Source organism: Gilliamella sp. B14384G10, from assembly GCF_016101685.1.
GTDB lineage: Bacteria > Pseudomonadota > Gammaproteobacteria > Enterobacterales > Orbaceae > Gilliamella > Gilliamella apis_A.
The window spans coordinates 155,453-180,171 of the sequence record NZ_JACFQA010000003.1 but is presented as its reverse complement, the minus strand read 5'-3'; the positions used below and the strand labels follow the sequence as shown (position 1 = coordinate 180,171).

Annotated in this window: 22 protein-coding genes; 8 read left to right on the top strand and 14 right to left on the bottom strand. The window is 34.4% G+C overall.

Annotated features, from left to right (window positions below; all coding sequences use genetic code 11):
* Nucleotides 1-48 precede the first annotated feature (48 nt).
* The 3 genes from secA (at nt 49) to H3T54_RS09130 (ending at nt 3,751) form a co-directional block, all read left to right on the top strand.
* The gene (secA, locus tag H3T54_RS09140; protein WP_110448469.1) at nt 49-2,778 is read left to right on the top strand and encodes a preprotein translocase subunit SecA; all 2,730 of its coding nucleotides are present in this window, start codon (nt 49-51) and stop codon (nt 2,776-2,778) included.
* 117 nt (nt 2,779-2,895) lie between these two features.
* Nucleotides 2,896-3,300 (top strand): 8-oxo-dGTP diphosphatase MutT, encoded by a 405-nt coding sequence (gene mutT, locus H3T54_RS09135; RefSeq protein ID WP_065613906.1) that lies wholly within the window; start codon nt 2,896-2,898, stop codon nt 3,298-3,300.
* A gap of 235 nt (nt 3,301-3,535) precedes the next feature.
* Nucleotides 3,536-3,751: a DUF4177 domain-containing protein gene (locus H3T54_RS09130; RefSeq protein WP_110448470.1), complete on the top strand. Its 216-nt coding sequence runs from the start codon at nt 3,536-3,538 to the stop codon at nt 3,749-3,751.
* A 96-nt stretch (nt 3,752-3,847) separates the two neighbouring features.
* Here the strand turns inward: H3T54_RS09130 and H3T54_RS09125 are convergent, their stop codons facing one another.
* The 5 genes from H3T54_RS09125 to H3T54_RS09105 are packed head-to-tail and all read right to left on the bottom strand — an operon-like array spanning nt 3,848 to nt 5,774.
* Nucleotides 3,848-4,237 carry a multidrug efflux SMR transporter gene (locus tag H3T54_RS09125; protein ID WP_110448471.1) on the bottom strand — a complete coding sequence of 130 codons (390 nt, stop codon included), beginning with the start codon at nt 4,235-4,237 and terminating at the stop codon, nt 3,848-3,850.
* Nucleotides 4,237-4,590 (bottom strand): EamA family transporter, encoded by a 354-nt coding sequence (locus tag H3T54_RS09120; protein WP_065577586.1) that lies wholly within the window; start codon nt 4,588-4,590, stop codon nt 4,237-4,239. The genes H3T54_RS09125 and H3T54_RS09120 overlap by 1 nt, the downstream gene beginning before the upstream one ends.
* A complete protein-coding gene (zur, locus tag H3T54_RS09115; protein WP_198222189.1) occupies nt 4,578-5,012 on the bottom strand; it encodes a zinc uptake transcriptional repressor Zur in 435 nt (144 codons plus the stop codon). Before zur ends, H3T54_RS09120 begins: the two co-directional genes overlap by 13 nt.
* 23 nt (nt 5,013-5,035) lie before the next feature.
* Entirely contained in the window at nt 5,036-5,311 is a 276-nt protein-coding gene (locus H3T54_RS09110; RefSeq protein ID WP_110448474.1) for an RnfH family protein, read from the bottom strand.
* 1 nt (nt 5,312) lies between these two features.
* Nucleotides 5,313-5,774: a type II toxin-antitoxin system RatA family toxin gene (locus H3T54_RS09105; RefSeq protein ID WP_198222187.1), complete on the bottom strand. Its 462-nt coding sequence runs from the start codon at nt 5,772-5,774 to the stop codon at nt 5,313-5,315.
* A gap of 33 nt (nt 5,775-5,807) precedes the next feature.
* On the opposite strand from H3T54_RS09105, the gene smpB reads away from it, so the two are divergent.
* Nucleotides 5,808-6,290, top strand: a complete 483-nt coding sequence (gene smpB, locus H3T54_RS09100) for an SsrA-binding protein SmpB (RefSeq protein ID WP_065577589.1) — start codon at nt 5,808-5,810, stop codon at nt 6,288-6,290.
* Between the two features lie 29 nt (nt 6,291-6,319).
* On the opposite strand, the gene H3T54_RS09095 is transcribed toward smpB, so the two are convergent.
* The 8 genes from H3T54_RS09095 to uxaC all read right to left on the bottom strand — a co-directional run bounded on the left by H3T54_RS09095 (nt 6,320) and on the right by uxaC (nt 17,553).
* Entirely contained in the window at nt 6,320-7,318 is a 999-nt protein-coding gene (locus H3T54_RS09095) for a substrate-binding domain-containing protein (RefSeq protein ID WP_198222185.1), read from the bottom strand.
* Between the two features lie 18 nt (nt 7,319-7,336).
* On the bottom strand, nt 7,337-8,455 hold the full coding sequence (locus H3T54_RS09090) for a glycoside hydrolase family 172 protein (protein ID WP_198201333.1): 1,119 nt from the start codon (nt 8,453-8,455) through the stop codon (nt 7,337-7,339).
* Nucleotides 8,456-8,511: 56 nt separating this feature from the next.
* On the bottom strand, nt 8,512-9,765 hold the full coding sequence (locus H3T54_RS09085; protein ID WP_198201334.1) for an oligosaccharide MFS transporter: 1,254 nt from the start codon (nt 9,763-9,765) through the stop codon (nt 8,512-8,514).
* Between the two features lie 317 nt (nt 9,766-10,082).
* Nucleotides 10,083-11,405, bottom strand: coding sequence for a glycoside hydrolase family 28 protein (locus H3T54_RS09080; protein ID WP_198222183.1), 1,323 nt, complete (start codon nt 11,403-11,405; stop codon nt 10,083-10,085).
* 107 nt (nt 11,406-11,512) lie between these two features.
* Nucleotides 11,513-13,027, bottom strand: a complete 1,515-nt coding sequence (locus H3T54_RS09075) for an MFS transporter (RefSeq protein WP_198222181.1) — start codon at nt 13,025-13,027, stop codon at nt 11,513-11,515.
* A gap of 89 nt (nt 13,028-13,116) precedes the next feature.
* The gene (locus H3T54_RS09070; RefSeq protein ID WP_232351553.1) at nt 13,117-14,616 is read right to left on the bottom strand and encodes a UxaA family hydrolase; all 1,500 of its coding nucleotides are present in this window, start codon (nt 14,614-14,616) and stop codon (nt 13,117-13,119) included.
* A 13-nt stretch (nt 14,617-14,629) separates the two neighbouring features.
* Nucleotides 14,630-16,093: a tagaturonate reductase gene (locus H3T54_RS09065; protein ID WP_198222179.1), complete on the bottom strand. Its 1,464-nt coding sequence runs from the start codon at nt 16,091-16,093 to the stop codon at nt 14,630-14,632.
* Nucleotides 16,094-16,140: 47 nt separating this feature from the next.
* Entirely contained in the window at nt 16,141-17,553 is a 1,413-nt protein-coding gene (gene uxaC, locus H3T54_RS09060) for a glucuronate isomerase (RefSeq protein ID WP_198222177.1), read from the bottom strand.
* A gap of 262 nt (nt 17,554-17,815) precedes the next feature.
* On the opposite strand from uxaC, the gene exuR reads away from it, so the two are divergent.
* A complete protein-coding gene (gene exuR / locus H3T54_RS09055) occupies nt 17,816-18,592 on the top strand; it encodes a transcriptional regulator ExuR (RefSeq protein WP_198201338.1) in 777 nt (258 codons plus the stop codon).
* A 127-nt stretch (nt 18,593-18,719) separates the two neighbouring features.
* Here the strand turns inward: exuR and lolA are convergent, their stop codons facing one another.
* Nucleotides 18,720-19,313 (bottom strand): outer membrane lipoprotein chaperone LolA, encoded by a 594-nt coding sequence (gene lolA, locus H3T54_RS09050; protein WP_110448482.1) that lies wholly within the window; start codon nt 19,311-19,313, stop codon nt 18,720-18,722.
* A gap of 185 nt (nt 19,314-19,498) precedes the next feature.
* On the opposite strand from lolA, the gene H3T54_RS09045 reads away from it, so the two are divergent.
* The 3 genes from H3T54_RS09045 to H3T54_RS09035 all read left to right on the top strand — a co-directional run bounded on the left by H3T54_RS09045 (nt 19,499) and on the right by H3T54_RS09035 (nt 24,564).
* Entirely contained in the window at nt 19,499-20,833 is a 1,335-nt protein-coding gene (locus H3T54_RS09045; RefSeq protein ID WP_198222175.1) for a replication-associated recombination protein A, read from the top strand.
* Between the two features lie 316 nt (nt 20,834-21,149).
* Entirely contained in the window at nt 21,150-22,538 is a 1,389-nt protein-coding gene (locus H3T54_RS09040; protein ID WP_198222173.1) for a hypothetical protein, read from the top strand.
* Nucleotides 22,539-23,184: 646 nt separating this feature from the next.
* Entirely contained in the window at nt 23,185-24,564 is a 1,380-nt protein-coding gene (locus H3T54_RS09035; protein WP_198222171.1) for a hypothetical protein, read from the top strand.
* The last annotated feature ends 155 nt before the right edge of the window (nt 24,565-24,719 follow it).

Sequence of the window (24,719 nt, the reverse complement as noted above, 5' to 3'; positions counted from 1 at the left end):
GTTTAATCCTTATATCTCCCATTATAAAAAAACAATAAGAGAAAAGTTATGTTATTAAAATTATTAACTAAAGTATTCGGTAGCCGTAATGAACGCGTATTAAAATCTATGCGTAAGCGTGTTGAAACGATCAATGCACTTGAGCCAGCAATGGAAGCATTAAGCGATGAAGAACTTAAGGCAAAAACTAACGAATTTAAACAAAAAATTGCCGACGGTACAAAATTAGACGATATATTAGAAGAAGCTTTTGCCGTAGTCCGTGAAGCAAGTAAGCGTGTATTTGGTATGCGTCATTTTGATGTGCAATTAATTGGTGGTATGGTTCTAAATGAACGTTGCATAGCTGAAATGCGTACCGGTGAAGGTAAAACATTAACCGCAACGTTGCCTGCTTATTTAAATGCGTTAACCGGTAAAGGGGTACATGTTGTCACCGTTAATGATTATTTAGCGCAACGTGATGCTGAAAATAATCGTCCTTTATTTGAATTTTTAGGCTTAACAGTGGGCATTAACTTACCTAATATGCCACCGCATTTAAAACGTGATGCTTACAATGCTGATATCACTTATGGTACTAACAACGAATATGGGTTTGACTATTTGCGTGACAATATGGTCTTTAGTAAAGAGGCCCGAGTGCAACGCCCACTTCATTATGCTTTAGTGGATGAGGTCGATTCAATTTTAATTGATGAAGCAAGAACACCACTAATTATTTCTGGTCAAGCAGAAGACAGCTCAGATAGATATGTTAGTATCGATAAAATCATTCCACACTTAACCCGTCAGGAAAAAGAAGATTCGGATCAGTTCCAAGGTGATGGTGACTTTTCGATTGATGAAAAATCACGTCAAGTTAACTTAACCGAACGAGGTTTAATTAAGGTTGAAGAACTACTAATAAAACAAGGCATTATGAAAGGTGATGAATCCCTTTATGCACCTAGTAATATTGTACTAATGCACCATGTTAATGCTGCACTTCGTGCTCATCACTTATTCCATCGTGACGTTGATTATATTGTTAGAGACAATGAAATCGTTATTGTTGATGAACATACAGGCCGTACGATGGATGGTCGTCGTTGGTCTGACGGTTTACACCAAGCGGTGGAAGCTAAAGAACATGTTAAAATTCAAAATGAGAATCAAACATTAGCCTCTATTACTTTCCAAAACTATTTCCGTCTCTATGAAAAATTAGCCGGTATGACAGGTACTGCTGATACCGAAGCTTTCGAATTTAACCAAATTTATGGTTTGGATACCATTGTTATTCCAACCAACCGACCGATGGTAAGAAAAGATCAGCCTGATCTTGTCTATATGACTGAAAAAGAAAAAATTGATGCTATCGTGGCTGATGTACAAGCTTGTGTTAAACGAGGACAACCGGTATTAGTCGGTACTGCATCTATCGAGAAATCAGAGCTTGTCTCACATGCCTTTAAAAAAGCAGGTATCAAACATAATGTTCTTAACGCCAAATTCCATGCGCAAGAAGCCGAAATTATCGCTGATGCGGGTAGTAAAGGAGCCGTGACAATCGCAACTAATATGGCTGGTCGTGGTACAGATATTATGCTTGGTGGTAACTGGCAAAGTGAAGTTGCAAAATTAGAAAATCCAACTGAAGCAGATATCGAAAAAGCGAAACAAGCATGGCAAGCTAAACATGAAGAAGTGATTGCACTTGGTGGATTATATATTCTTGGTACTGAACGTCATGAATCACGTCGAATTGATAATCAATTACGTGGTCGTGCTGGTCGTCAGGGGGATCCTGGTGCTTCTCGCTTTTATCTATCATTAGAAGATCCATTAATGCGTATTTTCGCATCAGATCGTGTCGGTAATATGATGCGTAAATTTGGTATGAAAGAAGGTGAAGCAATTGAACACCCATGGATTACTAAAGCTATCGCTAATGCTCAGAAAAAAGTTGAAAGTCGCAATTTTGATATTCGTAAACAATTACTCGAATATGATGATGTCGCCAATGATCAACGTAAAGCTATTTATAGCCAACGTAATGATTTATTAGATAACGTAGATATCAAAGAGACAATTGATTCAATACGTGGGGATGTATTTACAACGGTTATTGATCAATATATTCCACCACAATCGATTGAAGAAATGTGGGATGTTGCTGGATTAGAAGCCGCCTTAAAAAATGATTTTGATTTAGATTTACCTATCGCTAAATGGCTTGATGAAGAGCAAAATCTTCATGAAGAAAATTTACGTGAACGTATCTTACAACTTGCTCAAGATAAATATCTTGAAAAAGAAAATGCAGCTGGTGCTGATGCCTTTAGACAATTCGAAAAAAGCGTTATGTTACAAACGCTTGATACATTATGGAAAGAGCATTTAGCCGCCATGGATTATTTACGTCAAGGCATTCATTTACGAGGATATGCACAAAAAGATCCTAAACAAGAATACAAACGTGAATCATTCAATATGTTTGCCAATATGTTAGAATCATTAAAATATGATGTAATTGGTATTTTAAGCCGCGTGCAAATTCGTTCACAAGAAGAAGTTGATGAAGCTGAACGCCAACGTCAAGCTGAAATCGAAAGATTAATGGCAAAACAACAAGCTAACCACGAGTCAATGACGACTATTGATGGTGAAAATGATGGGCAATCATCAAATTCACCACAACCGATTGTCCGCACGCAAGCAAAAGTAGGACGTAATGATCCTTGTCCATGTGGATCTGGCAAAAAATATAAACATTGTCATGGAGCTGTTAATTAAGCCAAAAATTTAGTATGATTAAACAATATTGATGTTTAAATCAACGAATTTTGTTACTTAAAAATCAAAAGGGAAAGCATAGGCTTTCCCTAACTTTAATCATAAACAGACAGGATCATGAAAAAACATACTGAAATTGCTGTAGGTATAATTCGTTCACAAGATTGTCAAATTTTTATCACCCAACGCGGTGAAGATTCTCATCTTGCTGGTTTTTGGGAGTTCCCTGGTGGGAAAATCGAAACTGGTGAAACACCTTATCAAACATTAGAACGCGAAATAGCCGAAGAAGTCGATATTCACATTCATCAGGCTCAATTTTTAAAAACCTTTGAACACAGTTATGAAGATCGCGATATCACCATTCATGCCTACTTAGTAGAAGAATGGGATGGCGTACCTTTTGCGAAAGAAGGACAACCAAGCCGTTGGATTGATCAAGAAGATCTGAATGCAGATGAATTTCCTGATGCTAATAGACTAATTATTGAAATGCTTAAAAATTTAGATAAGCAAATTTAATTTATCACTAATATTAGTTAAGAATTTGGCTTATCAGCTATTCTTAACTAAAGCTTTTCTAAAAATTTTGTTGTGATGTTATCTACTATCCCTCACCCATGCTGTTTAAAATTTAACCTCTCGCTTTATTGCCACTAGAATAAAATCGCCAATATGCGTATTATTAACACGATTTTCTCTTAATTTTGACAATTATTAGAGATTATCGTGTTTATTTTAAGAAGGTATAGAAACAATGAAAGAATATAAAGTAGTAATTTATCAAGAAGGCGCTTTGTCTTCAATGCTCTTAGGCGCAGCTAATTCAAATCCTGAAAAATTTGGTGCTTTTTTAAATGATAATGCACAACAAGGTTGGCGCGTTATAACAATGCAAAAAGATATGCGCCGTTTATTTTTATTCTGGCGACGAGAAGCTTACTTAGTTGTAATGGAACGAGATCGTAGCTAATTAAAATAGAATAAAATCTTTTCTATTTTACTATTAGGAATCAATGTAAATTAATTATATTGGTTCCTATTAAAAAGGTGATTATCTCAATACTGTTTATTTTACTGATTTACGATGTAACCTCTGCTCAGCCAAGGCGAGAAAAACAATCCCAACAATAATAGACAATGCCCCTAGTAGGCGCGTAAGTGTAATTTGCTCATTAAATGCAACAACAGACACTAACATCACAGTAACAAGTTGCAAATGCGATGCAGCAAAAGCTGGGCCAACTGGCGCTTTTTTTAATAATACCATCCAAGTGATAAATGCTCCAGCATATCCAACCATAACTAAATATGCCCACCCATGACTAAAAATCCTTAACAACCAACTTATATTTGCTTCAAATGGCAAGGCCGAAATAGCCGTGAGTTTAAAAAAAGTTTGCCCAAAAGTATCAAAAAAGAGTAACAAGACAAAACCGATGATATAAAACTTTTTCATTAAGTTAATCCTACTAATATCACGCCGGTAGTTATAAAAAATATCCCTAGTAATCGAAAGGGGGTTAGATGTTCTTTAAATAAGATGCGCCCAGCAAGCATCACGGTGATCATATTAAAAGAGCCTAATAAGATCCCTTGTGATAGTGGAACTTCACTTAAAAATGCTAACCAAAACACAAAACCAATGAAATAAGAACCGAATCCTAACCACAGCCATATATTACCAAATAATTTCTGCCAATAACGGCCGTCTTTATCATTAGAGGTCACTGCGGCATATTTAAAAGCAATTTGCCCTACTGTGTCACAAACAATATTAACTAACCATAATAAAATAATTAAGGTTGACATATATGACAAATTCCATGAATTTCAAGCACACTATGTTTGATTAAAAATTCACTTTGTGTTGCTAATAACTTCAGTTGACTTTCAATATTTTCAGAGTGCTTTTCAATAATCTGATGACAATTATCACAAATAAATAAAATTGATATATGTTGCGGTTCATGAAAATGCGGACAAATAATATAACAGTTGGTTGACTCCACCTTATGAATAAAACCTTGCTCAAGTAAAAATTCCAGAGCACGATAAATCGTTGGTGGTTTAGCTTGTGGTTCACTGACTTTTAAAAGATCTAAAAGATCATATGCGCTCATTGCTCTATTGGCTTTAAGCATAATATTTAAAACGGTTTTACGCTGATTGGTCAGCTTAATACCACGTTTTTTGCATAAAGTTTCAACTTTTTCAATCAGCAAGTTATGCATTCAGTTCCCTTCAATCTATCTATTTATTTCTTTTTCAATGCCGCTTTCTTTCGTCGTATCTCTTTCGGATCATTGATTAAAGCTCGATATATTTCAATACGATCACCATCTTTTACTTGTTCATTAAGCTCACAACGTTTGCCATAAATACCAACAAAATGACCATCTAATTGAATATTGCATAATGATAAGATATTGGATTTTGCAATTGCTTGCAAGACATTCGTTTGTTCATCAACCGCACAATCAATAATAGTCGGCTGATTAGGTAGCGCATATACAACTTGAATATTTATCATCTTAATATATCTGCCTTGCTCTTTGCGAAAATGCTCTAACCATATTGGTCATCACTTCTTTAAAAATAGGAGAAAAAACAGCGCCCATTAATTTATTATTAAATTCAAAATCTAAACTAAAACTAATTTTACTGTTTTGGTTATCCAGTTGAGTAAATTGCCATCGTCCTTTTAGATGTTTAAATGGACCATCTAACAATGCCATATCAATTGAATTAGGTTCATTAATCTTATTTATGGTAGTAAATGATTTTTTAAAGCCTAATTTCTCAACTTCAATAAAAGCAGTTAAAATGTTATCTTGCTTGCTAATAATCCCAGTTGCGATACAATCAGGGACAAATTCGGGGTATCTCGCTATATCGTTAACCAATGCAAACATTTGCTCGGTTGAATAAGGCTCGATCACCTCATGAAAAACATGTGCCATAATAATAAAATTAAAAGTTAAAATTAGTGGCATATAGTATCATGTAACTCTATAATAACGCACATTATGACTAAGAAAAAATCACATAAGCCGGGTTCGGCGACTATTGCATTAAATAAACGTGCACGCCATGAGTACTTTATTGAAGAGGAAATTGAAGCAGGGTTATCCCTACAAGGTTGGGAAGTAAAATCTCTGCGAGCAGGTAAAGCGAATATTAGTGACAGTTATGTGTTACTAAAAAATGGTGAAGCATGGCTATTTGGTGCAACAATAACCCCATTAAACGTTGCGTCGACACATGTCGTATGCGAGCCTATGCGTACTCGAAAATTATTGCTTAATGAACGGGAATTGAACTCGTTATTTGGCCAAATTAACCGCCAAGGTTATACCGTTGTGGCATTATCCTTGTATTGGAAAAATGCTTGGGCTAAAGTCAAAATTGGTGTCGCAAAAGGTAAAAAAGAGTACGACAAACGCACCGATATAAAAGAAAGACAGTGGCAAGTTGACAAAGCTCGCATAATGAAAAATGCTAACCGCTAATCTTACTTACAACAGTAGCAAATCTTAAATTAACGATGGCGTATAATTTTTGGCTGAATAAAAAATGCCTGATGTTTTAATTCTTTAAAACTTAATAAATCATCAATGACATTCACACAAGTCAGCGCCATCTTCTCAAAATCCTGCTCGATTGCATCTATTGGATAGTAACAATAATCAAGATAACTATTGTAATCATAAGAACATAAATAGATCTGCTTTGGATCAATTTTAGCTTCGACCAAATAACTCAGTACCTCTTGCAGTAAGTTACCAGATGGCGTAAAAATAGCTTTTGGTACCCTACCCAATTTTTGATGAACATTTTTCAACAATTGGTAACCTTTATTTGGACAATAATCATCACTCACCAGCCAATCACTATCAACTTTTAATCCAACACTTTCTAAACCTTGCTTAAATCCCTTAAGTCTAGCTTGAATTGACGTTAACTGAATATCACAGCCAATAAAATAAAATTCATCTAACTTTTCGGCATAAGGTTTGATTAAATCAGCGACAGATTGCAATGCTTCACTAGTAATAAAAGGTAATGTCGTATCTTTTAGATAACGGTCAAAAAGCAATACGGGTGTATTTTGATTAATATCGACATAAAATTGGTCACTATCTAATGACGTTACCACTATCATTGCATCAACTTTACGTTCAACTAAATTTTGCGCAACTTTAAGTTCAACTTCTTTATTATAATGACTACAAGTGATCAATAATTGAATATTCTTTTGCCGAAAGCAACCTTCTAAATGATGTAAAAACATTGAAAAAAATGAATTTGACATATCCGGAACAATAACACCAATAGTATTGGTACTGTTAGCTTTAACTAAATATTGATGAATATGCGATTGATCCCGGTATTTTTCCGCAATAGATAAAACTCTTTGTCGAGTTTGCGGAGAAATGCGATATTTTTTATCTCGTTTATTAAATATATGACTGACGGTCGTTGCCGACACGCCAGCCAAACGAGCAATATCATTAATTTTCAGTTTATTACTCGCCATATACTAATCACCTTAATATTAACGTGGGGTGCGTTGTTGTTTATTTGGGAATACTGGGTTGTTATTCACCGATGGACTTTGATACCAATAAGCAACACTGGCGATATCATCACAACGTTCATACAATCTTATATCATCATTACCTATTTGTTGAAACGCCAGTTTGATATTTTTGTGAAATGCAATTGGATCTGGAAGATGCCAACGGTATAAACCATGCATTGGTAAACCATCGTCACCAAAGCCATGTACAGGATTGGAATCACCTGTTTGGAAAAAGTCACGCGTCGCATCACGGTTTGTTTGATAAGGGTAACCCATAAACATCGTTTGGAAACATTTTGCTTTTGGACGTCCTTGGCTGTCTCGATTATGAAATGCCCATGCACCACCAAAGTAATCTTCTGAACCGGTTGAATGTTGGGTTGGATATTCACTGTCATCATCAAGATAGAATTTAAATTCACCTTCACCCCACCAATAACGCTCTAATGCGGTCAGTGCTAAGTAGGTACCGACATAATAACCGTAACCTTGAACATTATCTAATATAACATAATCTTGTGCATAATTAGTTACACGTTGACGACGCCATTGTGCATGGAAATAAAGTGGATTTTCAAACGGTTTTGGCATTAACGCATAGTTAATGGTAAAGAAGAAATGCTGTAAATCAGCTTCATGTTCATTATGAATTTCAATTCGCGCTTTTTTATTAAATGGCATTCTAAAGTAACTATTAAAACCACCGGTTGGATTAACCACAATTGGCATTGAATTTATATCACATCTAGCACCAAAACCATTACAGAAAAAGTCACCAATTGGACTTTCTACTGAAGGAACTGTTTCATCATCCCAATAAATACGGATAACCACATCACGCAATACAAAACTACCTCGATGCGTTCTATCGGTTAAAGTAAACCACATATGACGAATCTCAGCAGGACCAGTAATTTCAGCAATAGTTACTCTTTCACCCGCTGCAATTGAAATACAGCCTTGTCCTTTTCGACCTGGCCCTAAAGCACTAGCTTTCATACACGATTTACCCTTTTCACCAGTCATATTTTCTGGAGAAATTGTTCTGGTTTGTTCAAAGTTAAACTGTGTTACTGAATTAAATATATTCATTTTGTATCCTCAATATTTTTTATCAAATACTATTTATTAAATTACTAAAACCTGTTTTATGATTTAATGTTGTCTTCAAGCTTAGGACTATCTGACTTTTTATCACGGCTTAAGAAGAACACTGCAAAAATCATAAAGGCTAAAACCACCAAACCTAAGTTATTAAAGGTGGTTGCTGAACCATGAGTATCATAGAAATTACCAACGAAGGTAGAGAACAAAATCACGCCGACAGAACCAGCAACTTGATAACCTATTAAAAATACGGTAGCAGAGAGACGAGCGTTAAAATTATTATCAATATATTTAAACACTGACACTAAAATGGTTGAGATTTCTAAGCAGTGCATCAATTTTATTACTGAAATAATAGCAATACTTTCGACATGCCCAGTTAAGAAGATTCGCGTAGCGGAAATAAAAGCAGCAAAGATTAACGCATTTTTTGCCCCTACTTTATTAACCACAAATGGCACACAAAACATAACCGCAGCTTCTAAAAAGACCTGAAATGAATTTAAAATACCGTATAAGCGATAACCATCATTCACATCTTCAAATTGCTGAGTAAAATAGACTGGGAATAACTGTTGATCGTAAATGTTGTACAAGCTATAAGTTCCGAGAACATAAACAACAAATATCCAAAACTTTTTCAATGCAAATACTGAAACAATTTCGTTAAAACTTAACTTTTCTTTCTTTTGAAATACTAGCGAAGATGATTTGCTTAAATCAGGTTTGAAATTAAGATTGAGTATCATAAAACAGATACCTACAACTGAGGCGGCCCAAAAATTAAGATGAGGATTAATACTAATTAAAATACCAGCGACAAACGTACCAGCTGCATAAGCAATACATCCCCATGTACGACATTGACCAAATTCAAAATCAAATGCTCGGCTTATTTTTTCACAGTATGAGTCGATTAACCCCATACCAGCAATCCAACCAAAGCCAAGAAAGAAACTACCAAAAATAACACCAGCATAAAAATTATGTCGCAATAGTGGTTCATAAACATAAATTAGCGCAGGTGCAGCACAAGTTATAATGATACTTTGAAACCAAATAAGGTGTTTCTTAAGCACAAGTTTGTCTTGATAAACACCATAAATGATCATGATGATCAATGAAATAAAATAGTTAAATGAATAGATGATACCGGTTTGCTTTGCAGTTAAACCAATCTCTTTACTAAGCCATATTGCATAAAAAGAAAAAACAAAACTACCAGCTGCGTAATACATAATGCTATAAAACGAAGCAAACCAATAAGTTGGTTTTTTATAAAATGCACTTGTCATAATTTATCCTATAAAGAGTTAAGCACTAATTTGAGTATGAATAGCTAAAAATTTAGCTTTAACGGCTTTATTGGATAAATGTGATCAACTTCAAAGTAATTTTATTTTTAGTAAACGGTTTAATTGGCAATAAGTAGAAATAACATTAATAAACAGTATGTTATTTAAATTACTGAGAGGTGAATAAAAATTACAATTTAATTAAAAGAGTCAAACATCTCGATTTAAGACTTAAAAAAATAGCTAAAAATGCAATTAGCCAATAAATAAAAAAATAACCGCTAATAATAAACTAGCGGTTATTTCAAATATCATGGTTAAGCATTTAAGCTAATTAATTTACCATCTTGCTTAACAAAAGATTGATTAACATGAACATCTTGACTATTTTTAATACATAGTGGCTCACTGACGATATTATCGATAATAACATTATTAAATAACACGCTCTGGGCGTTCTCAATAAAGAATCCTTTGCCCGCTTCTGGTTTTACATCTTTAAACATATCGACTTCACCAGCTTGTGCATTTAATTGCATTGAAACCCGAATATTATCAAAAGAGATATTAGAAATTGGCGATTCAGGGATGCCATATAAAAAACCGGCGTAGGCACGAACATTTTTAGCAATAATGTTTGAGAAACTAATATTGTGACATGCCGGCGTTGATACATCGACAGGTAGAGCTTGTTTATTCCAGACAATTGGGTCATTCCCTTTAGGGCCACAATAATAGTAATAGTTCATCACAAACGCAGAGAGAACTTCGTCCATGACGATATTACTAAATGTGATGTCAGAAATAGTTCCACCTCGACCTCGTCGAGTTTTAAACCTTACTCCACGATCTGTTTTTTGGAATACACAATTGGTAATCGTAACATTACGAATACAACCACTCATTTCACTGCCAAGAACCACCGCACCATGACCATGAATCATATTACAATTAGTAATTAAAATATTTTCACATGGACTTTTTTCTGCTGTTTCTTCGGTACCAGCCTTTATCGCAATACAATCATCGCCAACATCAATATAACAATTAGAAATTCTCACATTACGACAAGATTCAGGATTAATTCCATCGGTATTAGGTGAATCAGCAGGGTTAAGAATCGAAATATTATCGACAACAACATTATTCGATTCCATCGGATGAACGGTCCAACTAGGTGATTGAGTCAGAAATACTTTCTCAATAGTCACTCGTTCACAAAAATCAAAACCAATTAAATAAGGTCGTGGATATTTGAGATTGCTTCGTTCATGACGGAATGTATGCCACCATTTTTGTCCATTACCATCGATCTTACCATTTCCGGTGATAACCACATTTTTGATATTGTGTCCGTAAATACAAGGCATATACACATCTTGCTTAACCCCTTCCCAACGAGAATTAACCACCGGATAATCTTTTTCATCATCAGAAAATAATAAAGTTGCCCCTTGTTCAACAACTAAGGTTAAGTTGCTACAAAGTCTGATTGCACCAGTAAAATAGATACCAACTGGAATAACTAATGTTCCACCGCCTAATTGGTCAATATGTTGAATTGCTTTTTCAAACGCTAAGGTATTTATTGATTTTCCATCACCAATAGCACCAAAATCTGTTATAGAGAGAATCGTCATAAGTTTGTCCTAGATATTTTGGCAAATATACCCCATTTAATGTGGCTTAAATATTTGCTTTGTTACTTTAAACTTTAGGATCAGCACAGCTGATCCTGATTAAGAATTTATTCCGTTTTAGTCGTTTTTTGTTTGAAACCAATATTATTATTACCAAAACATTTTTCATAATTGATGCCAGATAATTCCTCAACCACTTTGCGAGTTTCAGGGCTAACATCTTCCATTTTGCCTCCTTGTCGGATACGGGCAACTTCATTAATAATGATAGAATGAGTAGCATGATCAAGTTTCATTCGCCATGCAAAGAATGCACCAATTAAAGCCATGCCAATAACACCATACAAAATAATGCCATTAATTGCATCAATCGCACTTTGTGGCTGAATATGAGATTTCGATTCAAACCCATATGCACTTAATATCATGCCAAGAACAAACACAATTGAAGCTCTAACTAATTTACCCGCCATGGTCATCGCTCCAGCATAAACCCCTTCTCGACGTCTATTGGTTACAACCTCATCTACATCCGCCAAAAATACATATACACTCCAAGGAATATAGTAAACACCGCCGGTTCCTAAACCAAACCAAATGGTAATACCCACTACAAGCCAAGTAATATGTGGTAGATTAAAGTAATAGATACCGACATAACCTATCATTGATGAGACAACAATTAATAGAGCGATAATAAAAGGTTTTTTAAAGCCTTTTTTGGCACAATACATCATAAAAAAGGCAGTGGAAACTAACTGGCAAATACTACTTAATGAATTCATTGAAGCAACAAATGAACGTGGTTCACCGAGACTAAAAACAATGAAATAGGTAAATACCGCTGTAAATAACCATTCAGCACCAAAACCAAATAAATACATGCCTAAATGCGTTCTAAATGTTTTAATACGGAAGGTGGATAGAATATCAATAAACAGCTTTTTGATAGCCTCAAAAAAACTATGAACTGACTCATCTTTTACTTCATCTTTAGGTTTTTCCCAGCTATTACAATACAGCAAAATTAACGCTAACATCATAATAGTTGCATAGGTGATTCCGGTTAATAAAAATGGGGTTGCCGATTCTTTACTATAAAAATAAAAAAATACACCGGGAATTGCCGCCCCCAAGAAGTTCGCTACTTTACCAAACATCGCTTTCGAACCAGTTAAATAAGTGCGCTCCGAAAAGTTAGAGGTCATTTCTACCGGTAATGTATTAAATGGAATCATAATACTGGTATAAATAATCTCAAATAAAATATATGTTATGAGGTAATAGCAAAATCCCATACCATCGATCCATAGCATAGGATAAATAACCATTAGAGGGATGCCAATTAAAATAAAGAATCGACGTCGTCCAAATCGTTGACCTATTTTAGTTTGATAAAAATTATCAGTAATAAAGCCCATCAATGGATTGAGTATGACATCAAGATAAGTGGCAATTGAAAAGATTAGTGCAGCTTGTACCACACTTAATCCACAAAAAGTGGTATAAAAATAGAGTAACCAAGCACCGCTAATCGCTAATGCTCCACTGCCTATTAAATTACCACTACCATATGAGAATCTTACTAACCATGTAATTTTATTCTCTTTTTTTTTGTTCATAAAAGATACCTATATTATTTTAAAAAAAGGGTCCCCGCATTAAGTCCCGAAGGACTTAATGTCATAGGTATTAACTATTGAATTTATGCCTAGAGAGTTACGCCGCTTTTTAAGATGGCTAAATTCCTGAAATTATTGATTTCGTTTCGAGTTTTTTCGCCACTAGCGATCAGAGCAATATGCTCAATAAACTCTAGCAACAAAGATTGCATGGACACACCTTGTATAAGCTTACCGGCATTAAAATCGATCCAATTGTCTTTCTTGTCGGCCAATTGCGTATTAGTTGCAATTTTCACTGTTGGCACAATTCCACCATAAGGCGTACCTCTTCCCGTAGTGAAAAGAACCATGTGACATCCAGCAGCCGATAAAGCCCCAGTAGCTACAGCGTCATTACCTGGTGCACTTAGTAAATTCAGTCCATGTTTAGTTAACATTTGACCATATTTAAGGACATCTATAACTTCACTGCCGCCCGCTTTTTGGGTACATCCCAGAGACTTTTCTTCTAAGGTTGTAATCCCACCAGCCTTGTTACCAGGCGAAGGATTTTCATAGATAGGTTGATTATTTGAAATAAAATACTGTTTAAAGTCATTTATCATATCGACGGTTTTATCGAAAGTAGATTCATCAACACAATGTGACATCAAGATATTTTCAGCACCAAACATTTCTGGCACTTCCGTTAGTACACTAGTACCACCATGAGCAACAATATAGTCAGAAAAAAGACCGAGCATTGGATTGGCTGTAATGCCAGAAAAACCATCTGAACCACCGCACTCCAAACCAAATTTCAATTCACTTAAGCGCCCTATTTGGCGTTTATCTTGTTTCATAATCGCATAAAGATCTCTTAAGTGAACCAATGCAGCTTCCACTTCATCGGTTTCTTGCTGAGCAATTAAAAATCTAACTCGAGATTGATCATACTCACCTAAATCTGCCTTAAACTCAGAAACTTGGTTATTTTCACAACCAAGCCCTATTACCAATACAGCGCCCGCATTAGGATGTTTAACTAAATTTTGTAATATAGTTTTAGTATTTTGATGATCTTGTCCTAATTGAGAGCAACCATAAGGATGTTCAAGTACTGTAATACCGTCGATATCTAATTGATTATTTAACTCATCACAAAATTGTTTAACAATTTGTTCGGCGATACCATTAATACAAGTGACAGTTGGAATAATCCAAAGTTCATTACGGATACCTACTTCACCATTGTTACGTCGATAGATCTGTACTTCTTTATCAGCTATCTCATGTAACAGATCGTTTTTAGATAAACGAGGTTGATATTGATAATCATTAATATCACTTAAATTGGTTTTCAAATTATGTGAATGAATATGCTCACCAGCCTTAATAAAGCGAGTAGCGTGACCAATTGGTAAGCCATATTTAATAATATTTTCATTTTGCTCAATATCGTTAAGGGCAAATTTATGCCCTTGTTTAACTGGTTCTTTTAGGTCAATGACCAAACCATCTACGACAATATTTTCTTCATGTGCTTCTAAATCAGATAATGCTACCCCAACATTATCTTTATTATTAATTTTTATAAATTTAATCATTGAATCACTCATACTATTTGCTGCCAGCAATACATTTTTCAATTGCTTGACGCATACCATCGTCAATTATGATCGTTAAATACTGTGTTAATGTTTGTGCTAATTGTGGGATACTTAGTAGATCGTGCTGCCAATGGGCTATATCACCTAATACAACATGAACTAAATCTTCTAATGAACTTTTACCCTCAGCAATCGATGTCCAACTACTATTAAAGCGTTGTAACCAAATTGCATCATCTTGTAATGGGTAACTTTGCTCATTACGCACTCCACGATAAAAAGCAATTAATGCCGCAAAAGAGAATACTAAATGTTTAGGTAATACCCCGTTCGATTTTTGATAATTGATTAATTGAGGAAGAATACGGGTTTTAAACTTTGTCATACTATTTAAGGCAATCGACATCAGTTGATGTTCAATAAATGGATTTTTAAAACGGCTAATCACTGAGTCAGCAAAATCAACCAACTCTTGATGAGGTAGATCCAAAACAGGGATAATTTCATCGAAGATAGTCTCTTTTATATAAGATAAGATCTGTGCATCATTCATTGATTCACCAACAGTATCAATACCAGCTAAATAAGCAACTGGCACCAGAGCGGTATGTGCTCCATTTAAAATCGCCACTTTACGCTCTTTATATGGTTTAATATCATCAACAATTTTGATATTCATATCGCATTTATCAAGGCATAGCTTTTCTGCTAACCATTGTGGTCCTTGAATAACAAACAGATAAAAATATTCAGCTGAATCAATAAAGTTATCTTTATAACCTAATTCTGTTTCAAGTTCGGCAATTTGTGCTTTCGGGTAACCAGGAACAATTCTATCGACTAGAGTTGAACAAAATAAATTATCATTCTCCAGCCAATCAACAAATTTGTCAGACAAGTTCCATTGATTAGCATACTTAAGTACTAATTCTTTGAGTGCATCACCGTTATAATCAATTAATTCACAAGGAATAATAATTAAACCACTCTCTTTACTACCAGCAAAATGAACAAATCTTTCATATAAAAAAGCGGTTAATTTAGCTGGATAGCTAGTTGCAGGTTTATCGGTTAATTTGTCACTTTCAACATAACTAATTCCTGCTTCAGTCGTATTTGAAAAGATAAATTGAATATTTGGATCTTTTGCTAACTCAAGATACTCATCATATTGAGTATATACATTGATTTCATTATTCACTGAACGAATCAGTCTAAACTCTTTTACGGCTTCATTTTGTTCATTTAACCCACGAACTAATGTGGTATATAAACCATCTTGAATACTCAATGATGGTGGGAAATCGGTATTTAATGGACGCACCACAACCACACCGGCATCAAGATCAGTCTTCTCGTTAAGAATATCTAATTGCCAATCTAAAAATGCACGTAAAAAATTACCTTCACCAAACTGAACAACACGCGTTGTATATTTTGCTCCCGGAAAATCATTTCTATTTAATGTTTTCATTACTCTAACTCTTATTTAATTACTCTAATTACAACGACTTAATAATCTTAACTTAATTCAATGCCAAAATAGTTTTTAGCATTATCAAAACTAATATTTTTAACCATTTGTCCCAATAATTGGATATCACGAGGTGCTTCACCATCTTCAACCCAACGCCCAATCATGCGACATAAAATACGTCTAAAATATTCATGACGAGTATAAGATAAAAAGCTACGGCTATCAGTTAACATGCCAACAAAACGACTTAATAAGCCAAGTTGGGCAAGCTGTGTCATTTGACGAATCATGCCGTCTTTTTGATCGTTAAACCACCAACCTGAACCAAATTGCATTTTTCCTTGAATACCTGCACCTTGGAAGTTACCAATCATTGTGCCTAGAATTTCATTATCAGAAGGATTTAAACAGTATAAAATCGTTTTAGGTAGCGCATCTTGTTTAGCTTGTGCATCTAATAAACGAGATAGAGGCTGGGCAATCGGTGAATCATTAATAGAATCGAATCCAACATCAGGCCCCATTAAATTAAACATTCTGGAATTATTATTACGTAATGCGCCAATATGGTATTGTTGGACCCATTGACGTTTGTTGTATTCAACACCTAAAAAGATAAGTACCGCAGTTTTAAATTGAGCAATTTCTTTAGCGGTCAAGGCTTGACCAGATAATCGTTTACTGAAAATAGTATCTAATTCTTTTTCTGTTGCTTCTTCATAAACCACTGTATCTAATGCATGATCGGAAATCTTACAGCCATGAGCAGCAAAATGGTCCATACGTTTTGATAAAGCTTGACAAAGAGTTTGAAAATTAGAAATTTCAAGATCGGCAACCATAGCTAGCTTTTGCATATAATCAGCAAAAAATTCAGAATCAATATTGAATGCTTTATCTGGTCGCCAGCTTGGTAAAACTTTAACGTCAAATGAACTGTCTTGAGCAATAATTTTATGATGAGTTAAATCATCGATTGGATCATCTGTCGTTCCTACCATTTTAACTTTCATTTTTTTCATAATACTGCGAGCTGAAAATTCCGGTGTGGCTAACATCTCATTACAACTATTCCAAATTTTCTCGGCAGTTGATGGTGATAATAAAATATTATCAATTCCGAAAGGACGACGAAGTTCTAAATGAGTCCAATGATATAAAGGGTTACCAATAGTATGAGGTACAGTTTCAGCCCAAGCTTGGAATTTTTCAAAATCATTAACATCAGTACCAGTACAAAATTTTTCAGCAACACCATTGGTACGCATTGCCCGCCATTTATAATGATCCCCTTTTAGCCATATGTCATACAAATTTTTAAATTGATAATCGTTGGCAATTTGTTCTGGCGGTAAATGGCAGTGATAATCAAAAATTGGCTGTTCAGCAGCATAGTCATGATAAAGTTGACGAGAAAATTCAGTATCAAGCAAAAAGTTTTCAGTTAAAAAACTCATTTTATTCTCCAAAAAGCAGTGATTAACTAGTAGGTTTAGATGTCAATATTTTGTCTTATATTAACATATAAGACAACTTAAAAAGTTGACATACATCACAGAATTGGTTCATACCCATAATATATAAAGGGATATTTTTCATTAAAAGTTAGCTGACAAGTATGTTTATTTGAAAAAATTACAGCAATATTATTTAACTTAAAGCAATTAGATGTTATTTTAAAAGTCTGAGAAAACTTAAAGGATTTATGCCAACTTCACCATGACCCAAGAACAGAACGAATATCAACGACTTTATCAAGTTATCGCAACTGAACTTAAAAATCGAATTATTAATGGTATTTATCCAGTTGGCAGTAAATTACCTTCCGAAAGATTAATTTGTGAAGAGTTAAAAGTTAGCCGATCAGTAGTCAGAGAAGCCATTATCATGCTTGAAGTTGAAGGTTATGTTGATGCACGTAAAGGGTCTGGCATCCATGTAATTGCTAATAGTTTGCAAAATAATATTATTACTACCTCACAAGGTTTAAATTTTTCGACTACAGGCCCTTTTGAGTTACTACAAGCTCGGCAACTTATTGAAAGTAATATCGCTGAATTTGCCGCCACTCAAATTACTAAAGATGATATTGTTAAACTTTTAGAAATTCAGCATAACGCCAAAAAAGAAGATCATTATCGAGATTCTGATTGGGATTTAAAATTCCATACTCAAATTGCAATGATTACCCGCAATACTGCTTTGATCACCATTGTTCAAGAAGCGTGGCAGCAACGGACATTAAATCCTTTATGGAAAAAACTTCATGAACATGTACAACAACAAGATATTGAAAGTTGGTGGGATGAACATGATAAAATTTTAGAAGCGTTAATTAATCGAGATCCTAAAGCGGCTAAATTAGCCATGTGGCAACATTTAGAAAATACAAAAAAAATGTTATTTGATGCAGCTAGCGAAGATTTCGAAACCAAACGCGATCACTACCTCTTTTCTGATAACCCAGTTATCAGTATTAATGAAATGGAGCATTGAGAGAGAGTAAATAGCCAATTTAACAGCAAAACTCAAAAATAGCTTAAAAGCAAATTAAAACACTTTGCATTAGTAGGCAAAGTGTATCAATTCGTGAATCGAAAAAAATTAGATATTGCTAAAATAATTAGCGTTGATCGTCAATTGTCACCCCAGCAGGTGGTGTAAACTTGAACTTATCCATCGCAACTTTGCCTAAAGTTTGACGAGATAAATCATAAAAGCTGCGCTGACCATCTTCTTCAATAATCGTAAAATTCGAAATCATGCCGGTTGGTAAAACCGAAATAACAAAATCTTGATTAGAGCCATCAGTCGGTTTTAAGGTAAAAGAATCTTGTTTACGTGTAACATTATAGGCATTCCAAATTGGATTATGGCTATCAGTAATTAGCAACATTAAACGATTATCTACCGCTTTTTTCAAACTCATTACACTCACTTGTTCAACGGCTGGAGTGTAGACCCACATATTAGTGCCATCAGAAATAATCGAAGTTTCATCAGGTTCTGTCATTGTCCAATTAAAATAATAGGGTCTTGTCACCCATAAATCACCTTTTCCTTGTTGAACTGGTTGCTTATCAGCTGTTTTGACATCTTGTGAAAATCGTGCATAAAATCCATCAATTTTAGCTAATCGTTCTTGTAACACCTCTTTATCGCCTGCCCATGCAGAAAGACTTGTAAGTAACCCAATTAACATTAAAAACTTCTTCATTACCAATCCTTATGTATTTTGTATAATAAAATATATTCAATAATCATTTATTTTAATAACTAATTTAGTTCAAAATATTACCGTTTTTCTGTTTGCTGTGGAAGATATTTTCTTTTCTTTTTCACTATTATTAATGAAGCGGTATATAATAACCATATTTTGTAATTACAGGTATATAGTACACCATGCCTAGTCTCTCTTTTGAATTTGGTTCAGATGAATTTAAACCTTTAGCTGCAAGGATGCGTCCACGCAATTTATCGGAATACATTGGTCAAAGCCAGCTACTGGGTAAAGATAAACCGCTACCCAAGGCTATTGAGGCGGGTCATCTGCACTCAATGATTCTGTGGGGACCGCCTGGTACAGGTAAAACCACTTTAGCAGAAATTATTGCCCATCATGCCAACGCTAAAGTTGAACGTATTTCAGCGGTTACTTCTGGCATAAAAGATATTCGAGAAGCAATAGAACGGGCCAAAATTAACCAGCAATCTGGTGTTAGAACCATCTTATTTGTTGATGAAGTCCATCGTTTTAATAAAAGTCAACAAGATGCATTTCTTCCTTATGTCGAAAATGGTACGGTAACCTTTATCGGCGCGACGACTGAAAACCCATCATTCGAATTAAATTCGGCACTCTTATCTCGTGCAAGAGTATATCTACTTAAATCATTGACTAATAATGATATTGAGCAAATTTTACAACAAGCAATGGATGATACTGATCGGGGTTATGGTAACTTACAAATTACCCTTCCTGAGCAAACTAAACAACAAATTGCTGAGTTTGTTGGCGGTGATGCAAGGCGAGCACTAAATACACTTGAATTATTGGTTGATATGTCCGATGGCCAAGCCCTTACACCAGAATTACTAAAAGAAGTCATTGGCGAGCGTAGTGCAAGATTTGATAATCAAGGCGATCGTTTTTATGATCTGATCTCGGCCGTGCATAAATCAATTAGAGGATCTGCAGCTGATGCAGCGCTTTATTGGTATGCCAGAATCATTTCGGCTGGTGGTGATCCACTCTATGTTGCCCGTCGATTATTAGCAATAGCTTCAGAAGATGTTGGTAATGCCGATCCAAGAGCAATGCAAGTAGCACTAGCTGCTTGGGACTGTTTTACCCGAGTGGGGCCAGCTGAAGGCGAACGCGCTATCGCCCAAGCAATCGTTTATCTTGCTTGTGCACCAAAAAGTAATGCTGTTTATCTTGCATTTAACCAAGCAATGAAAGATGCAGCATCTCAGCCAGATTATGATGTACCAGAACATCTACGCAACGCACCAACCCAATTAATGAAGAATTTAGGTTATGGAGCTCAATATCGTTATGCCCATGAAGAACCTAATGCCTTTGCTGCTGGTGAAAACTATTTTCCTCCAGAAATGGCGACAACTAAATACTATTATCCCAGCCAACGAGGAGCTGAAAAAAGTTACGCTGAAAAATTAGCGTGGTTAGAAGATCAAAATAAAGCGAGTAGCATTCAACGCTATAAATCGAAATAAAATTAACATGTAATTTAATATCTTTTACCAAATAAAATTGCATTGATTATTCGTCAAAACCTAAGTTACTAATAATCTAAGCGTACTTATCCGCTAAAAAACAATAATTAAAGCTGAATTGATATAAATAAAAAAACATTATTTAACAAAATGTTAATGAAATAAAATTAATATTAATTTTAAAAATTAACAATCATTTATAATAAATCATTCGCTATAAACTATCATATATACTATAATCAAGAGCGAAATCATATATACAAAAAAAGCCTTTCTAAGAAATAATTAAAGAAAAATGAAATATAGGAAATATACCGTGAGTTACTTAACGAGCAGTAGATATTTAGCACTATGGTTTTATTTAGTATTGTTATTCCAATCAATCCAGTCCTCAGAAGCTAGCCTTTCGCAAACGACGGTTAAAACGATAGTAGGATCACCACCACATTTATCACTACCGTTAGAAATGAATATGGACGATTTAGACTTATTTGGTTTAAAAGTCTACAATCAAAATTATTATGGTGAGGAGGTCGATCATTTACCACTCACGAGTAACTATCCTTTCAAAGATAAAGTTGCAATTGCCCCAATGAAACACCCGAATGAAAATGAGTTCCATGATGCTGATGGTGATGAATTAATTGGATTTGAAGCAAACGGCAATATTGAAATGGAATGGTTTTATACCAATTCAAAAAATAAATTAGTTTCGTTTGTTCCAAAAGATAATGACACATTTTGTTCTTTAGCCAAAAAAAATATAAATGCTCCGTTCAAAGTAAAATTGACAGCTGATTCTTTATTATTAGTAACCACGCATGGGCATCCTGACTACTTTGTCTATCCTAATGACGATGTAACAACACCGCCGTCAAAAACTTATACCATCATGGATGATGTTGGAATTTGTTATGCTAAACCAGAAATAAAACCAAAAGAATCCAAAGGTTATGGACTATCGCAATGGGATCGAGATAATGGCTTTTTACCACAATCGAGAAATGATCCTAGCAAAAACTTTCCTACAACCGGTTTTTATGGTGCGCGATTTCAGTTAATTTTGACTAATGCACAATTGGCTAAAGATTATGAGTGGTCAGTTAAACAAGGTGGTGAATTGGTACAAGTTAACAAAGACGACAAAACTCAAGATGTTACAGTATCATTTGATATGCCAGACGCTAAAGATCCAGCAAAAGCTTGGCAATATATAATGGGATCTGATGATGGATATACGGTTATTGTAGAAGGAAAAAATCCCCAAAAAAATACCACTATTCAATATTCATTTACCCTCGTTAGATGGTTTACTGGTTGGGATGAAAACAAAATTGGTGAACCCGGAGCCTCTGTTACAACGGGCCCCAAAGTGGATGAAAGCTGTAACGCCTTAGCTGGCGGTGGAAAGTATCGCATAAGTTATACTAACGAAGTGGTTAATTCCAGCTTACAGGCGGCTAAAGCTAAATATACTCGAGAGATAGGCACGCTTTTCAGTGAGTGGGGAGATCCTAGTCAAAAAGCATATCCAAACTCTTGGGCGGCTAATGATAAACAAGATGTTAGATACAAAAGAATTTGGTTATATGATCCGGACCAAAAAAAATACTGTGATTTACATACTTATCAAGCCGTTTATCACTGTGTTGCTGAAAGTGGTTTAAAAAATGGCTTATGCACAGCTGTAGCTGAAAATAACTAGCAATTTTTATGGACAGTGAAACATTAAAGGATAGTTAATTCAGATAGCTAACTTAACTTTCCTGTCCTTAAATCAACAAGTATAAAATGCTAATCGATTGGAGTATCACAATTATCAATAGCGTTTGCGAAGTGAATCACAACATACACATGGTTTATTTATATCATTCACTATTGATTAAAGTAGTTTCACTTACTCTCAGGTTAAGTTGTAGCTACAAATAGCTGTATCATTTTTTCATTCGCAATTTTTGATACGATTGATTAATAACTATTAACCAACTATCCAGTAATAGTTTTTTATGATTTTGGATAATTAGTACTAACAAATAACTTATTAGTTTGCAATCTATTGGTGAAAATAACCTCAATAAGATGAAGGTTATTTATTATCATTAAATTGTATAAATTATCATATATTGAAAGACAAAATCTGAAATATTGTTATTTATCAAATATATTTTAAAAACATGAATATTTATTTATAAGTAAAATAATGATTAGTTGTCTTTGAGATCGACTAAAGAGATTGTTTGCTTTATAATCAGCGCCACAAAAAAACAAAAACAAATAAAAATATCATTTTATCAAAGACTTATAAATTACTAAATTAGAATGATAAAGCATGAATAAAAAGGAATTTAACAGTGAACCAAATTATAGGAAAGTCTGTAAAGATAATATCGTCAATGCTACTTTTATTACTAGTATCTTTCTTTAGCTATGGTTCGCTCGATTCAAAAACTGTTGAAGCTATACATGGTAATAAACCATTGTTATCAGCAAAATTAGAAAATAATATGAAAGACTTTGATCTTTTTGGCCTAAATACCGATGGTAATAACTATTACGGTGATGAAGTCAAAAAAATGCCATATTCAACAAGTTATCCATTTAAAAATAACATCAAAGTCGCTCCTATAAAACTTCCTGATAATAGCCAATTTGTTGATGAGGATGGCGATCAACTATCTGCAATCAATACCAGTAGTGCAATTACCATGAAATGGTATTATACCAATGCTAAAAATCAACTTATTGAATTTGAACCAGAAGATAGTGATACATTTTGCTCATTATCAGAAAAAGGGTGGTATGCGCCTTATAAGATCAAACTAGAAGCAGATGGTTTACTATTATATACTCAATATGGACTTCCCAATTCAAATCAATACCCTAATGAAAACATTATTGATAGCCCATCGAAAATGTATACCTTATTGGAAGATAATGGATTTTGTTATGCACGACCTTCGTTACAACCAAATGAAGCCCAAAGTGGCAAAAAAAATCAATGGAATAAAAATTATGGTTTCTTAATTCAATCAAATACAGAATCAAGCAATTTTCCAACTACTGCTTTTTATGGTGCGCAATTTGACCTAACGCTTGCTCAAAAAGGCATGGCCGACCAATATGATTGGCAACTGTTAAAAGGGAAAGAACTTGTCAGTGAACCAATAATCAGTGCGAGCAACGACTTTGTCACACTAAGATTTGGTACTGATAATGCAAAAAATACCTTGATAGCTTGGAATTACATCATGGGTAACAATACCGGTTATGAAGTCATTTTAGAAGGCACGCATAAAACTAATGGTTACAAAATCCGTTATGGATTCACTATAACACAATGGTATTCTGGATGGGATCTAGCTACCATAGGAACGGGTGTTAGTTCAATAGGAAAAGCATTACAAATTGCCGAAGCATGTGAGCAGTTACCAGGTAATTATCGTATTGCTAATGCAGATGAACTGAGTAACGCAGATTTCAATGCAGGAAAAGAAGCAATATTTACTCGTGAAATAGGTTCATTAATGAGTGAATGGGGTTATCCAACACAAGAATCCTACCCAGACTCATGGGCTCCTGCATTAAAAGAAAATAATAAACGAAAAAGAATTTGGGTCTATGATCCGACAATGAACAAATATTGTGACTTACATCCATATGATGGTAAATATCACTGCAAAAAAGAGAGCCAAGATAAAAATGGCTTATGTATAGCGGTCGATACTAATTAAATTTGTCATTTTATATTTAGAGTTCTATCTATTCATAGGTAGAGCTTATCATTGGCAATTTTTATTTTTCTTTGATAGTACCTATCATTATCGTTTTTACTATTAAAAACCAATTCAAAAAATATTATCCGTAATCATTGATTTTCGTTAATAAA

Coding starts and splice junctions, on each gene's coding strand:
- H3T54_RS09045 (WP_198222175.1), top strand. CDS start 19,499: ATGCCTAGTCTCTCTTTTGAATTTGGTTCAGATGAATTTAAACCTTTA.
- H3T54_RS09075 (WP_198222181.1), bottom strand. CDS start 13,027: ATGAACAAAAAAAAAGAGAATAAAATTACATGGTTAGTAAGATTCTCA.
- secA (WP_110448469.1), top strand. CDS start 49: ATGTTATTAAAATTATTAACTAAAGTATTCGGTAGCCGTAATGAACGC.
- uxaC (WP_198222177.1), bottom strand. CDS start 17,553: ATGAGTTTTTTAACTGAAAACTTTTTGCTTGATACTGAATTTTCTCGT.
- H3T54_RS09070 (WP_232351553.1), bottom strand. CDS start 14,616: ATGATTAAATTTATAAAAATTAATAATAAAGATAATGTTGGGGTAGCA.
- H3T54_RS09065 (WP_198222179.1), bottom strand. CDS start 16,093: ATGAAAACATTAAATAGAAATGATTTTCCGGGAGCAAAATATACAACG.
- zur (WP_198222189.1), bottom strand. CDS start 5,012: ATGCATAACTTGCTGATTGAAAAAGTTGAAACTTTATGCAAAAAACGT.
- H3T54_RS09120 (WP_065577586.1), bottom strand. CDS start 4,590: ATGTCAACCTTAATTATTTTATTATGGTTAGTTAATATTGTTTGTGAC.
- H3T54_RS09125 (WP_110448471.1), bottom strand. CDS start 4,237: ATGAAAAAGTTTTATATCATCGGTTTTGTCTTGTTACTCTTTTTTGAT.
- H3T54_RS09085 (WP_198201334.1), bottom strand. CDS start 9,765: ATGACAAGTGCATTTTATAAAAAACCAACTTATTGGTTTGCTTCGTTT.
- H3T54_RS09110 (WP_110448474.1), bottom strand. CDS start 5,311: ATGATAAATATTCAAGTTGTATATGCGCTACCTAATCAGCCGACTATT.
- H3T54_RS09105 (WP_198222187.1), bottom strand. CDS start 5,774: ATGCCACTAATTTTAACTTTTAATTTTATTATTATGGCACATGTTTTT.
- H3T54_RS09090 (WP_198201333.1), bottom strand. CDS start 8,455: ATGAATATATTTAATTCAGTAACACAGTTTAACTTTGAACAAACCAGA.
- H3T54_RS09130 (WP_110448470.1), top strand. CDS start 3,536: ATGAAAGAATATAAAGTAGTAATTTATCAAGAAGGCGCTTTGTCTTCA.
- lolA (WP_110448482.1), bottom strand. CDS start 19,313: ATGAAGAAGTTTTTAATGTTAATTGGGTTACTTACAAGTCTTTCTGCA.
- mutT (WP_065613906.1), top strand. CDS start 2,896: ATGAAAAAACATACTGAAATTGCTGTAGGTATAATTCGTTCACAAGAT.
- smpB (WP_065577589.1), top strand. CDS start 5,808: ATGACTAAGAAAAAATCACATAAGCCGGGTTCGGCGACTATTGCATTA.
- H3T54_RS09080 (WP_198222183.1), bottom strand. CDS start 11,405: ATGACGATTCTCTCTATAACAGATTTTGGTGCTATTGGTGATGGAAAA.
- H3T54_RS09095 (WP_198222185.1), bottom strand. CDS start 7,318: ATGGCGAGTAATAAACTGAAAATTAATGATATTGCTCGTTTGGCTGGC.
- exuR (WP_198201338.1), top strand. CDS start 17,816: ATGACCCAAGAACAGAACGAATATCAACGACTTTATCAAGTTATCGCA.